Annotated in this window: 9 protein-coding genes and 1 tRNA gene; 5 read left to right on the top strand and 5 right to left on the bottom strand. The window is 60.9% G+C overall.

Annotated elements, in window-relative coordinates:
* Positions 1-155: 155 nt before the first annotated feature.
* Complete coding sequence (locus tag BN5935_RS13115; protein ID WP_064976492.1) at positions 156-2,012, top strand: biotin/lipoyl-containing protein; 1,857 nt, start codon at positions 156-158, stop codon at positions 2,010-2,012.
* Positions 2,013-2,147: 135 nt separating this feature from the next.
* Positions 2,148-3,884 carry a thiamine pyrophosphate-dependent enzyme gene (locus tag BN5935_RS13110; protein WP_064976491.1) on the top strand — a complete coding sequence of 579 codons (1,737 nt, stop codon included), beginning with the start codon at positions 2,148-2,150 and terminating at the stop codon, positions 3,882-3,884.
* Between the two features lie 7 nt (positions 3,885-3,891).
* Here BN5935_RS13110 and def read toward each other — a convergent pair whose 3' ends face one another.
* From def to BN5935_RS13095, 3 genes are all read right to left on the bottom strand, one after another.
* Positions 3,892-4,500, bottom strand: a complete 609-nt coding sequence (gene def, locus BN5935_RS13105) for a peptide deformylase (protein ID WP_064976490.1) — start codon at positions 4,498-4,500, stop codon at positions 3,892-3,894.
* A gap of 45 nt (positions 4,501-4,545) precedes the next feature.
* Positions 4,546-5,868 carry an acetylxylan esterase gene (locus BN5935_RS13100; RefSeq protein ID WP_235821110.1) on the bottom strand — a complete coding sequence of 441 codons (1,323 nt, stop codon included), beginning with the start codon at positions 5,866-5,868 and terminating at the stop codon, positions 4,546-4,548.
* Positions 5,869-6,006: 138 nt separating this feature from the next.
* A tRNA-Met gene (locus BN5935_RS13095) sits at positions 6,007-6,080 on the bottom strand.
* A 133-nt stretch (positions 6,081-6,213) separates the two neighbouring features.
* Here BN5935_RS13095 and BN5935_RS13090 point away from each other — a divergent pair.
* Complete coding sequence (locus BN5935_RS13090) at positions 6,214-6,897, top strand: potassium channel family protein (protein ID WP_064976489.1); 684 nt, start codon at positions 6,214-6,216, stop codon at positions 6,895-6,897.
* A 16-nt stretch (positions 6,898-6,913) separates the two neighbouring features.
* Here BN5935_RS13090 and BN5935_RS13085 read toward each other — a convergent pair whose 3' ends face one another.
* Complete coding sequence (locus BN5935_RS13085; protein WP_064976488.1) at positions 6,914-8,293, bottom strand: sulfatase family protein; 1,380 nt, start codon at positions 8,291-8,293, stop codon at positions 6,914-6,916.
* A 173-nt stretch (positions 8,294-8,466) separates the two neighbouring features.
* The gene (mscL, locus tag BN5935_RS13080) at positions 8,467-8,958 is read right to left on the bottom strand and encodes a large-conductance mechanosensitive channel protein MscL (RefSeq protein ID WP_064976487.1); all 492 of its coding nucleotides are present in this window, start codon (positions 8,956-8,958) and stop codon (positions 8,467-8,469) included.
* A 325-nt stretch (positions 8,959-9,283) separates the two neighbouring features.
* On the opposite strand from mscL, the gene BN5935_RS13075 reads away from it, so the two are divergent.
* Positions 9,284-10,735 (top strand): sodium:solute symporter, encoded by a 1,452-nt coding sequence (locus tag BN5935_RS13075; RefSeq protein ID WP_064976486.1) that lies wholly within the window; start codon positions 9,284-9,286, stop codon positions 10,733-10,735.
* Positions 10,725-13,718, top strand: a complete 2,994-nt coding sequence (locus BN5935_RS13070) for a golvesin C-terminal-like domain-containing protein (RefSeq protein WP_064976485.1) — start codon at positions 10,725-10,727, stop codon at positions 13,716-13,718. The genes BN5935_RS13075 and BN5935_RS13070 overlap by 11 nt, the downstream gene beginning before the upstream one ends.
* The last annotated feature ends 27 nt before the right edge of the window (positions 13,719-13,745 follow it).

Here is a 13,745-nt window from a genome sequence, read left to right as displayed (position 1 = left end):
GGCATTTCGGGCTTTTTGTCACAATAAGTAAGCAAACGTGTCGTTTTCCCTGAAAATTCCCTGCGAAATAGTTGCATATTCCTACGGGTTTATTACCTTTGTTATTGAAATAACAATGGATTTGTGCCAAAGAACCCTTAAATCAATACTACAAAATGGCGAGAAATCTCAAAATCAGAGACCTTACGTTGCGCGACGGCCAGCAGTCGTCCTTTGCAACGCGTATGAATCAGGAGCAGATCGACCGCTGCCTGCCGTTCTACAAAGATGCCAACTTCTATGCGATGGAGGTCTGGGGAGGCGCCGTGCCCGACTCGGTGATGCGTTATCTCAACGAGAACCCTTGGACGCGCCTCGAAACGATCTACAAGGCAGTGGGCAGTGTCTCGAAACTCACGGCGCTTTCGCGCGGCCGCAACCTGTTCGGCTATGCGCCCTATACGGATGAGATCATCGACGGCTTCTGCCGCAATTCGATCCAGAGCGGACTGGGGATCATGCGCATCTTCGACGCCCTGAACGATGTCGACAACGTGAAGTCGACCGTGAAATACGTCAAGCAGTACGGCGGCATCGCCGACTGTGCGGTCTGCTACACCGTCGATCCGAAATATCCCGAGCCGGGCTTCTGGGCCAAGCTGACGGGCAAGTCGAACCCCAAGCCGGTCTTCACCGACGCTTATTTCCTCGACAAGGCCAAGCAGATGGCCGCGCTGGGCGCCGACATGATCACCATTAAGGATATGTCGGGACTGATCCCGCCGCGCCGCGTCGCCACGCTCGTGCGGCTGTTCAAGAAGAACCTGTCGATCCCCGTCGATTTCCATACCCACTGCACCCCGGGCTACGGACTGGCTTCGGTGCTCTCGGCCATCATCGCCGGGGTGGACGTTGTGGATACCAACTGCTGGTATTTCGCCGAAGGCACCGGTGCCCCGGCCATCGAGCTGATCCACGTTTTCTGCAAGAAACTGGGTATCGAAACGGGCGTCAACATGGAGGCCGTCGCCAAGATCAACACCCAACTGCGCGACATCCGCAAGGAGCTCAACCAGTCGGTGTTCGGCGCCGACAAACCCGAACCCAAGGCGTTCAACCCGCTGACCGACACGCTGCCCGACGAGATCGACGCGCTGTTCGACAAGGCCATCGCCGCCGCCCAGCGTGACGACGAGGATGCCACGCTCGACGCCTGCCGCAGGATCGAGGCCTATTTCGGCTTCCCGGCTCCCAACGAGTTGGTCCAGAAGGCCGAAATCCCCGGTGGCATGTATTCGAACATGGTCGCCCAGCTCAAGCAGCTCAAGGCCGAGGAGATTCTGCCCCGCGCCATGGAGCTGATTCCGACGGTGCGTCTGGCCGCGGGCCTGCCGCCGCTGGTGACCCCGACCTCGCAGATCGTAGGCGCTCAGGCCGTCAACTGCGCCCTCGACGAGAAGGCCGGACGTCCGATGTACACCAACAAGTCGTCGCAGTTCGTGGGACTGGTCAAGGGCGAGTACGGCAAGACGCCGGTGAAGATCGACCCCGAATTCCGCTTCAAGATTTGCGGCGTCCGCGAGGAGACTCCCTACGACACATCGAAATACCAGATGCAGCCCAATCCCGAACTGCCCGAGGCCGGCGGCGTGAAGCTTGCGGCCAACGAGAAGGAGGTGCTGCTGCTCGAACTGTTCCCGCTCGTGGCCAAGACGTTCCTCACCGACATGAAGGTGAAGGCTTACGAGGCTTCGAAACCAGCCGAACCCGCCGCCAAGGCCGAGGAGACGCATGTCGAAGCGGCCAAGGTCTCGATCACGGGCAACACCGTGACGGCTCCGCTGCCGGGCCGCGTGGTCGAGATCAAGGTGCAGATCGGCGACGAGGTGAAAGCCGGACAGGAGGTCCTGATCCTCGAAGCGATGAAGATGGAGAATGCCATTGCGACCGATTTCGCCGGCAAGGTAAAGCAGATTCTCGTCGCTCCGGGCGAGACCGTCGCCACCGACGCCGTCCTGATGGAGATCGAATAGTCAGTAACATTCTTTCCGCGTACTTTTCCGTCCGCAGCGCCCGAATGCGTTGCGGACGGAGCTTTTTTTCGGTAACTTTGGTATTGATCTTGGACATTTCCGGGAGTGATGCAAATAGTTGAAAATCCAAATATTATGGGAAAGAAAGTAGCCGACCAACTGGTCGAAACGATCTGCGGCGCGGGTATCCGCCACATCTATGCGGTTACGGGCGACAGCCTGAACGAAGTCAACGACGCCGTGCGCCGTGCCGGGACCGTCCGGTGGATACACATGCGCCACGAGGAGAGCGGGGCCTTTGCGGCCGCCGCCGAAGCCCAACTCAACGGACTCGCCTGTTGCGCGGGCAGCAGCGGCCCGGGACACGTCCACCTCATCAACGGGCTTTACGACGCCCACCGGAGCAACTGCTCCGTGCTGGCCATCGCCTCGACCTGTCCTTCGGACCAGTTCGGCACGGGCTATTTTCAGGAGACCAGCCCGATCCGCCTTTTCGACGATTGCAGCGGTTACAACCAGATGGCCGTTACGCCCGTGCAGTTCGCGCGGATGCTGCCCGCGGCTTTGCAGCATGCCCTTCACAAACGCGAGGTGGCCGTGATAGGGCTTCCGGGCGACGTGGCCGCATGCCCCTGTGCCGAGAGCCCCGGGGCTCCGGGTCCGCTGCCGTCGCACAGCATTTTCCGCCCGCAGGACGGCGAGCTTCGCCAGTTGGCCGATATGATCGCCTCGGCCGAGCGTATCACGCTCTTCTGCGGCATCGGCGCCCGCGAGGCCCACGACGAGGTGGTGCAACTGGCCGGCCTGCTGAAAGCCCCCGTGGCCTACAGTTTCAAATCCAAAATGGAGGTGCAGTACGACAATCCGTTCGAGATCGGCATGACGGGCCTGCTGGGGCTTCCGTCGGCCTACGGCAGCATGCACGAATCGGATCTGCTGATCCTGCTGGGCACTGATTTCCCCTACGACTCGTTCCTGCCGCAGGAGTGCCGCATCGTGCAGGTGGACATCCGCCCCGAGCGCATCGGCCGCCGGGCCCGCGTTGAACTGGGACTGGCCGGGGATGTCAAGGATACCCTGCAGGCGTTGCTTCCGATGTTGAAGGAACATACCGACCGGTCGTTCCTCGACCGGCAGTTGAAAATCTACCGGGAACTGTGCGACGACATGGCCGTCGTGGCTTCGAAGCCGGGAAGCATGGGCAATCTTGCACCCGAATATGTGGCGACGCTGATCGATAGGCTGGCTTCCGACGACGCGATCTTCACGGTCGATACGGGCATGTGCTGTGTCTGGGGCGCCCGCTATCTCCATGCCACGGGACGCCGCCGGATGCTCGGGTCGTTTAACCACGGCTCGATGGCCAACGCCCTTCCGATGGCCATCGGCGCGGCTTTGGCACGCCCCGGGCAGGAGGTCGTGGCGCTGTGCGGCGACGGAGGTCTTTCGATGCTGCTGGGCGATCTGGCGACGATCGTGGAATACCGGCTGCCGGTGAAGATCGTGGTCTTCAACAACCGTTCGCTGGGCATGGTGAAACTCGAAATGGAGGTGGCGGGGCTTCCCGACTGTCAGACCGATATGTGCAACCCCGATTTCGAGGCCATTGCCCGGGCCATGGGCATCACGGGATTCTCGGTCGACGACCCTGCGCAGGCGGAGGCCACGCTGCTGAAAGCGTTCGACACCCCGGGTCCGGTCCTCGTGAGCGTCCAGACCGATCCCAATGCGCTTGCCATGCCTCCGAAGGTGGAGTTCGAGCAGATGAAGGGGTTTGCGCTGGCCATGACCAAACTGATCCTCTCGGGCCGCACCGACGAGGTCGTCGCTACGGCCAAGAGCAACCTCAAGCACCTCCGCGAACTGGTCTGAACCGACGCTATTCCCCGCGCCGGAGTTCTCCCTCCATCCGGTCGGTGTAGAGGATGCCGTCGAGGTGGTCGACCTCGTGCTGGAAGATGACGGCCGTGAAACCCTTGATGCGCTCCGCCCGCTCGGCGAACTGTTCGTCGCGGTAGCGCAGCGTGATTCCCTGCGCGCGTTTCACTATGCCGTAGCATCCGGGGATCGAGAGGCATCCCTCGCGTCCCGGAGCCGTTTCCGCGGAGTATTGGACGATCTCCGGATTCAGATAAATCTCGAACGGCTCTCCCGGCTTGTCGAACCGCTGTACGGCGATCATCCGCCGCAGAATCCCCACCTGCGGGGCGGCTATCCCCACGCCGGTGTTTTCCGGGTCCTGCACCGTGGCGAGCATCCGGCGGCGGAGCGTTTCGTAGTCGTCCGCACGCTCCATGCCCTCGGTCATCGGGGCCGATTTGCGGCGGAGCACCAGCGAGTCGCTGCGGTCATTGACCGTCAGCACGCGCATGATGCCCTCCCCGCCGGAGCGGATCGTTTCCCGTTCGGCTGCGCTGAATCCCTGCGAGCATCCCGCCAGCACAAGCCCTGCGGCCGCGCCCAAGCAAAATTTTCCGATCGTTTTCATCTTTGAGGTGGTGTTTACTGCAAATATACACTTTTTTGTCGTAAATCACCGGTTCGATGTTTTCATGTGCGTGCGGAAAAAACGCGTGCTCTCGGCAATCCATATATCCATGTTGTCATACGCCGCATGATGGCCCGATTCCGGATAGCAAATCCACCTTTTCGGTGCGCGGATGGGGTTGTAGGCGGCGAAATTGGTGTGCGGCGGGGTGATGACATCCTGCAGCCCGAATCCCATCAGTACCGGACATTCGATCCGCCGGCAGAGATTTTTCAGGTCGAAATAACTCAGCAGATTGAAAACCGCCTCCCGGGTGAGATGTTGCTTTTCAGCCCCTTCGAACACCAGCGAGGCCGGCCAGGGCACCAGCCGGAAATAGTCGGGGAAGTCGCCCAGAAAGGGAACGATGGGCGCTGCGGCTCTGACGCGCCTGTCGAGCGACGCGGCCACCAGCGTGAGCCCTCCGCCCTGCGAGATGCCCGTTGCGAAGAGGTTCCGGCCGTCGAACCCGGACTGCGCGAAGATGAAGTCGATGCTGCGGACCGTGTCGGCGAAGGCGCCCCGGTAGTAGTAGTGCCACGGGGAGTCCAGTCCGTAGGATATCCACTCCCCGAAGCGGTTCCAAGTCTTGTTGAGCCCCTGCCCGCGGGGCGGAATGACCAGCACGCACCAACCGGGGTAGTCCGTCGGTTTCGGAATCCATGTCGTGGCGCCGTAACCCTGATACACTATCACGGCAGGGTGTTTTCTGCCGTCCTCCGGCACGGCCCAGTAGCCGCGCAGGGTCTCGCCTTCGAGCGACTGCATCTGCACCTCGTAAACCGCGCGTTCGGGTGTCGAGGCGTCTGCCAGCGGGGTCATCCGGTAATCGGGCGCCACGCCTTTCAGCTCCGCGAGGGTCTTGCGCCAGAACTTTTTCAGATCTGCCTTGCCGTCCGGCTCCGATACGATGCGTTCGGGCTCATACCCGAAGAAGATATGCCGCAGGGTGTCCGCCCCGGCGATGAAATACGCCTGATAGAATCCGGGACTGAGAACGCCTATCTCCGCATTTGCGCGACTGCGGAATCCGCCCTTTACGGTCGCCGAATCTACCGTAAAGGCGTATACCGCCTTGCGGGAGGTTATAGGTTCCCCGAAATCGGTGCGGATGTCGATTTGCAGTTCGCCCGCAATCCCCGGTTTCGGAGAGTTCAGCTCCAGTGCGAACCGTGCCGGATGCTCCGCGTCGAATATCCAGTTGCGGTCGGCGGGGATTCGGAGTTGCAGGTTTTTCGGGGTGCTCTGTGCGGTAGCGGGTGTGACGGACAGCATGGCCGGAGCGGCGGCGAAGATTCCCATGACGAGGGAAAGACGGATACGGATCATAAGCCGGGAGCAGTTATTGGTTTTTGCAAATATAGCAAAAAGGCTTAACTTAACCGAAAAAGTAATGCTGTTTTTTGCATTTCCTTACGCCCGTAAACGCAAAAAGGGCCGATATCTTCCGATATCGACCTCTTTTCGTAGCGGGTCCGAGACTTGAACTCGGGACCTCATGATTATGAATCATGCGCTCTAACCAGCTGAGCTAACCCGCCATTGCTGAAAGCGAGTGCAAAGGTAATAGAAATTTTCAATCGTGCAAAATCTTTGGCAAAAAATCATCGGAAAAATTCACCGTGGGTGACTGTGGCATTGATTTTGAAGCCACTGCATGAAAATTGCAAACATATGTCCCTTACCGATACCGCCCGCGCCGACCTTGCCAATACGCTCGGCGCCGTCAAAGTCGCCGCAGGCTTGGTGCTTCTGGCAGCCATTTCGTGGGAGATCATCGCCGGCGACCACGTCCACATGTCGGGCACCTACCTGATTATCCAGTTCATCGTCTGCCTCGTCTTCCTGTGCGATTTTTTCGTTCGCTGGGCTGCTGCCGAACGTCGTCGCCGTTTTTTTTGGCGTAATCTGCTGTTCCTGCTCCTGTCGATTCCCTACCTGAACATCTTCGCATGGAGCGGCCTGCGGATGACCCACGACTGGGCCATCCTCGTGGGCCTCGTTCCGCTGCTGCGGGCTTTTCTGGCCATGGTCATCATCGTGCGGTGGCTGGTCCGCGGCAACAAGATGCGGCGGGTGTTCTTCGCCTATATCTTCACCGTGGTGGTCTTCACCTATATTTCGGGATTGGTTTTCTACGACTACGAGGTGCTCGTCAACCCCAAGCTCCACGGCTTCGGCAATGCACTCTGGTGGGCGTGGATGAACGTCACGACCGTCGGCGCCGAGATTTTCCCCGTCACGGCCATCGGCAAGGTCTTCTGCGTGATGCTGCCGTCGCTGGGCATGATGTTCTTCCCGATCTTCACGACTTACGTCCTGCAGGAGTATGCTCCGGACAAAAAGTCCGACCAGTAGGCCGGACTTTCGGACGTTATTTCTGCTTCGGCTTGGCGTCGTAGAAACTCTTGTAGTCGCCGTGGCGCGGAGCTCCGGGCTTGTCCGGATACCATCCCGGCAGCTCGTCGACCCGGGCCTTCAGCCGCGCATGGAGCGCCTGCACCTCGGGCGTGCAGTCCGCGATGTCGAGCGGATGCTCCTCCAGCGGATCCTCGGCGTAGTGGTAGAACCTCCCGTCCCAATAATATTTGTACTCCTTGTCGTATGCGCAGCGTGCCGCCCGCGGATAGGCCATGTGGGGCCACAGGGGGTTGAAATGCAGCAGCGAGAACTCCCTTTCCAGCGGTTTCTGCCCGCATAGCTCCGGGTAGAGCGATATGCCTTCCGCGCCCCATTCATCGGGAATCCCGACCCCCATGGCGTCGGCTATCGTCGGCATGAAGTCCGTCAGGTCCACCAGCCGGTCGCTCACCCGTCCCCCGCGGGTCTTGTCGCCCCATGCGATCAGCAGGGGAACGTGCGTCCCATATATCGTCGTCGAACCCTTTCCGCCCTTTATCTCCTGCCCGTCGGCCGTCGGCGACGTGATGAGGTGGCTGGTGCCGTTGTCACCCACGAAGATCAGGATCGTGTTGTCCCAGATGCCGCGCTCCTCGAGTTTGGCCACCAGTTGTCCGACCTGCTTGTCGAGATAGGCGACCATGTCCGGGAAATGCCGGGGATCGCTCCTGAAGCGGGTGTCCGGATCGTCGGTCCAGCACTCCGAATCGGGTGTGGCGACGTGCGGCGTGTGTACCAGCGGGGTGGGATAGTAGAGCAGGAAGGGTCTGCCGGCCTCGGTCTGCCGGTCGATGTAGTCGAATGCGTAACGCTGGAAATCGTCCGGCGCATAGTAGCTGAATTCGTAATGGCCGTTGTCGTCCACATAGGAGAAGGCGTAACGGTCCGTCGCCCGCGCTCCGGCCAGCTCCTTGTAAATCTGCAACTGGGTGAGACACCATTCGTCGAACCCGAGCTTGCCGACCATCTCGCGCGACCGCCCGAGCTGCCATTTCCCCACCACGGCCGTCGAATACCCGGCCTGCCGGGCCAGATGGGCGAACGTGTGTTCATCGTCGTTCATGTAGCCGAAGTTGACGTAGTTGCGGTCGTTGTAGACGCCGGTCATCAACTGCACGCGCGACGGGGTGCTGAGCGGCGTCGAATGCATGTTCTCGTAACGGATGGCCCGTGTCGCCAGCGCGTCGAGGTTCGGGGTGCTGTATCCGGCGCCTCCGTAACACCCGATGCACTCCGCGCCGATGTCGTCGGCCAGTATCAGGATGATGTTGGGGCGGGTTTCCTGCTTCTGGGTGCACCCCGCGGCAGCTACCGCCAGCAGGCCGAGTCCGGCCGTTCTGAGTTTCCTGTCCATGGTTGGGTTTCGTTTTTATGGGTTTCTATTTCGCAAATATAATCATTTTCGGTCATAAATCAATATTTTCTTTCGATTTTGTGTTTCGTTTTGTTTTGAATCGCCGGCGCGGACCCAAAAAATCCGGCTTCCTCTTTGGAAGCCGGATCGTTGCAGGGCCGTCTGCCGCGGGCTTATTTCTTCTGCTCTTTGAGCAGGTCGCGGATTTCGGTCAGCAGCAGCTCCTCCTTCGACGGTGCGGGCGGTTCGGGAGCGGGCGCCGGGGCCGGAGCCTCCTCGTTTTTCTTCATCAGGCGGTTCATCAGCTTGACCATCAGGAACACGCAGAGCGCCAGAATGGTGAAGTCCACACACTGCTGGATGAATGCGCCGTAGTTCCAGTAGATCGGTTCCGCGGCCGCCGCAGCCTGCGCGGCGTCGCCTTTGGTCACGATGCCCTCCACGGACTGCACGGCGCTCGACGTGATGTCGCGCACCTTCGAGATGTCGAGCCGCAACTGCGAAAAATCGGTGTTTCCGATCAGCGCGCCGATCGGGGGCATGAGGATGTCGTTCACGAGCGACGACACGATCTTGCCGAACGCACCGCCGATGATAACGCCGACGGCCATGTCCATTACGTTGCCTTTGAGGGCAAACTCTTTGAATTCTTTAAGAAAAGCCATATCTGTTAAGGGTTTATGTTTGAATTAGCAACAAAAATAGGAAAAAATTCCTGTATTCTCAATAAAACATACGACCTTTTGCCGCTTTGCCCCCGGAACGGATAAAATAGGCTCCGGGCCGCCGCCGTGTCTCTCTTTTTTGGTGTCGTAACGACTCTTTTGCATTTTATGGAACGTTTTGCCGAACGGTATGCAATTCAGTTTTGCACCCGTCCGGGTTTTTTCGTATCTTTGGCTTCGCCTTAAATACTCCCGCTCGGCAAAATGCAAGTGAACTTGCTTTTGCGCTCGCTTATTCGTATCTTTGTAATTCAAATCCGCACTTATGACACCCGCAGCCGTCATTGCCACCGTTCTGGGCTATATAGCCGTCCTGTTCGCCGTCGCGTGGGCTTCGGGCCGCCGTGCCGACAATGCCGGGTTCTTCACCGGCAACCGCCGCACGCCGTGGTACATGGCGGCCTTCGCCATGATCGGCGCCGCGATGTCGGGCGTCACGTTCATTTCCGTTCCGGGCTCCGTGGCCGTCGATTCGTTCTCCTACATGCAGATGGTCGCGGGTTTCACGGTGGGTCAGCTCGTCGTGGCTTTCGTGCTGATCCCCACGTTCTACCGCCTGCGGGTGGTCTCGCTCTATGAATACCTCGACGATCGCTTCGGCGTCGCCTCGCACCGCACCGGGGCGTGGTTCTTTTTCATTTCCAAGATGCTGGGAGCCGCACTGCGGGTCTATGTCGTCTGCGCTGTGATGCAACTGCTGGTCTTCTCGCACTATGGCATCCCGTTCTGGGCCAATGCCCTGATAACGATGCTTTTCGTGTGGCTCTACACCCAACAGGGCGGCGTGAAGTCGCTGATCTGGACCGATACGCTCAAGACGGTCTGCCTCGTGGCGAGTCTCGTGCTGTCTATCGTCTTCATCATGCAGGGCCTCGGCCTTTCGTTGGCCGATACGGCCCGTGAGGTCTCCGCCTCGCCGATGTCGCGTATTTTCTTCTTCGACGACCCCGCCTCGGACCGCTATTTCTGGAAGATGTTCGCCGCAGGCGTTGTCCTGCTGGTCGCCATGACGGGACTCGATCAGGACATGATGCAGCGCAACCTGAGCTGCGCCACGCCGCGCGACTCGCAGAAGAACATCGTGCTGACGGCCGTGAGCCAGATTTTCGTCATCTTCCTCTTTCTGGTACTGGGCGTGCTGTTGTACCTCTACATGGAGCGCAGCGGCATGACGCCTCCCGCCAAGAGCGATCAGGTCTTTTCGCTGGTCGCCGTCGACGGCGGACTGCCACTTATCGTTGGCATTCTGTTTGTTGTGGGGCTTATCTCAAGTACCTATTCAGCTGCTGGGTCGGCCCTGACGGCCCTGACGACCTCCTTCACGGTCGATATCCTCGAGGGTACGAAACGCTGCGGCGAGGAGCGGCTCACGCGCCTCCGCAAAGGGGTTCATATCCTGATGGCGCTGGGTATGGCCGCCGTGATTCTGGCTTTCGAATACTGGGCCGACGACAGCGTCATCAATCTGGTCTATAAGGTCGCCGGCTACACCTACGGCCCGATTCTGGGCATGTTCGCCTTCGGGATGTTCACGCGCCGCAAGGTCCGCGACCGCTGGATTCCGCTCGTCGCTGTCGCGGCCCCTGTGCTGAGCGCGCTGGTGCAGTGGTGGGCCCGCGAGGCGTGGGACTACCGGATCGGGTTCGAATTGTTGATCTACAATGCCGCGTTTACGATGCTCGGCATGTTAATTCTCTCTGAACGGCATGAAAAATAGAATATTATACCTGCTTATTTCAATCTTTGCTTTAGGAAGTCTTTCGGCCGCCGAGGTCGGTAGGGCCACCCGTGCCGAGATCGCCCGGACGCTGTCGCGCATCGTCTCCCGCGAGATCACGGGCGGCTACCAGAAAGCCGAACCGACCACCGTGCGGATCGAGGCCGTAAGAGCCTCGCGCAGCCGGGTGCAGATTTACGCCACGATCGGTCTGTCCTATTATCCGTTCCGCGAGGATAACGTGCAGGCCCTGCGCGACTCGGTGCGTGCCCTGCTGCCGCAGGAGTTCCGCAAGGCCCGCATCGAGCTCTACACCGACCGGCGCGAGATCGGCGAACTGGTCCCGCTGGCCCACCGCAACGCCGCGCAGTTGAAGAAACAGATCGCCAAACGGCAGATCGTGCCTTTCACCAACCGCTCCGCGCGGCCGCTGGTCACGCGGCTCTCGGCCGCCGCGACCCCGACGAAAGGGCTCTCGGGCCGTCATATCGCCTTGTGGCAGAGCCACGGGCGCTATTTCGACCAGAATGAGAACCGCTGGAAGTGGCAGCGTTCGATGCTGTGGCAGACCTGCGAGGACCTCTATACGCAGAGTTATGTCCTGCCGTATCTGGTTCCGATGCTCGAAAACGCCGGGGCCTGCGTGATGCTGCCGCGCGAGCGCGACGTGCAGAAATTCGAGGTGCTGGCCGACAACGATGCCGCGGGGCAGTATGCCGAGACGGGAAGCTGGGAGCCCGGCGGCCCGGGTTTCGCACACCTGCGACAAGTTTACCATACGGGTGAAAACCCCTTCCGCGAGGGTACGACGCGCCGCACGCGGAGCGTGGCGGGCGATGCGACGGGCCGGGCCGTCTGGCGGGCCGATATCCCCGAGCAGGGTGAATATGCGGTCTATGTGAGCTACGAATCGACGCCCGAGAGCGCCGACGATGCGCACTATACGGTCCGCCACCTCGGGGGCGAAACCTCGCTGGCCGTCAACCAGACGATGGGCGGCGGCACATGGATCTATCTGGGGCGCTTCACGTTCGCTCCGGGACGTCAGGAGGTCGTGACCCTTTCGAACCGCTCGCGTACGGCCGGACGCACGGTCTCGGCCGATGCCGTGAAGATCGGCGGCGGTTACGGCAACATCGCCCGCACGCCCTGCGACTCGCTGCGGCTGCCCGACACGGAGTATGTCGAGGAGACCAGCGGCTATCCCCGTTTCTGCGAGGGTGCGCGCTACTGGCTCCAATGGGCCGGTTTTCCGGAGAAGGTCTACACCCCGAAGAACAATACCGACGACTACAAGGACGACTACATGTCGCGCGCCCACTGGGTCAACGCCCTGATGGGCGGTTCGGAACGCCTGCCCGATTCCGCCGGGCTGCGCATTCCGGTTGACATGGCGCTGGCGTTCCATTCGGATGCGGGCGTCCGCGACGGCGACGGAATCGTCGGGACGCTGGGTATTTACTACACCCGCGAGAACGGGGGCAAATTCGTCGGCGGCACCGACCGCTACCGTTCGCGCGACCTCACGGACCTCGTGCAGACGCAGATCGTCGAGGATATCCGCCGCACGTTCGAACCCGGCTGGCAGCGCCGCGGGCTGTGGAACCGCGCCTATTACGAAGCACGGGTGCCGGGCGTTCCGACGATGCTGCTGGAACTGCTCTCGCACCAGAATTTCTCCGACATGCGTCTGGGCAGCGACCCGCGTTTCAAGTTCTTGGTGAGCCGCGCCGTCTACAAAGGCATCTTGCAGTATATCAGTTCGCAATATGGATTACCTTATGTAGTGCAGCCGCTGCCCGTCGAGGCTTTCGCCGCGGAATTTACGGCGGCCGACAACGTCGCGCTGTCGTGGAGTCCGGTGATGGACCCGCTGGAAAAGAGCGCCGCGCCGACGGGCTATGTGGTCTACACGCGTGTGGACGACGGCGGTTTCGACAACGGCCGTCCGGTCGACAAGCCCTACCTGATCGTCGAGCAGAAGCCCGGCCATATTTACAGCTACCGGGTGACGGCCGTGAACGAGGGCGGCGAGAGTTTTCCGAGCGAGACCCTCTCGGCATGCCGCGTGGCGGGCGAGAAGGGCCGGGTGCTGATCGTCAACGGGTTCGACCGCGTGAGCGCCCCGCTCAGCGAACGCAACGACTCGCTGGCGGGCTTCCGCATGGAGATCGACGGCGGCGTTCCCGACCGGCAGGACATCTCGTTCGTCGGCGCCCAGCACGTCTTCGACTTGGCGCAGGCCCGCTGCAATGTGGACAGCATTGCCCTCGGGGCCTGCGGATGCGATTTCGAGACCGACGTGATCGGCGGCAACACGTTCGACTATCCGGCCCTGCACGGGCGTTCCGTGGCGGCGGCGGGGTACTCCTTCTGCTCGGCGTCGCTGAAAGCCGTGGAGCGCGGCGAGGCGGCCCTCGAAGGCTATCCGGCCGTCGATCTGATTCTCGGCAAGCAGCGCACGACGACGATCGGCAGCGGGGTGCAGGAGCCCGCGTTCGCCACCTTCTCTCCCGAATTGCAGGGTGTCCTGCGGCGTTATCTGGCCGACGGAGGCGCGCTGTTCGCCTCGGGAGCCTATGTGGTCTCGGACCTCTGGGCGGAGGGGGCTCCGGATGCGGGACGCGCATTCGCCGAGGAGGTTCTGCACTGTGCGCTCGACACCGGGCGGGCCGCCGAGCGCGGCCGGGTGCGGGTCGTGACGGCGCACAAGGACTTTTCGCGCGGTGAATACCGCTTCAACGACGAATACCGCCCCGACCGCTACATCGTCGAGTCGCCCGACGCGCTGAAGCCCGTGGGCGAGGGGGCTTTCTCCGTGATGCGCTACGTCGAGAACGGCCGCACGGCAGGCGTGGCCTGCGAGGCCGGAGGGAGGACTTTCGTCGTGGGATTCCCGTTCGAATCGATTCTCAGCCACACGGAGCGCGACCGGATGATGCGCGACGCGCTGCGATTCCTGTTGAATGAAAACATTAAATAAACAGTATAGTTAACTTAAAATTAGAAT

This window comes from Alistipes provencensis (assembly GCF_900083545.1).
Lineage (GTDB): Bacteria > Bacteroidota > Bacteroidia > Bacteroidales > Rikenellaceae > Alistipes > Alistipes provencensis.
The sequence above is the reverse complement of the archived record's forward strand: the minus strand, read 5'-3'. Positions and strand labels throughout refer to the sequence as shown.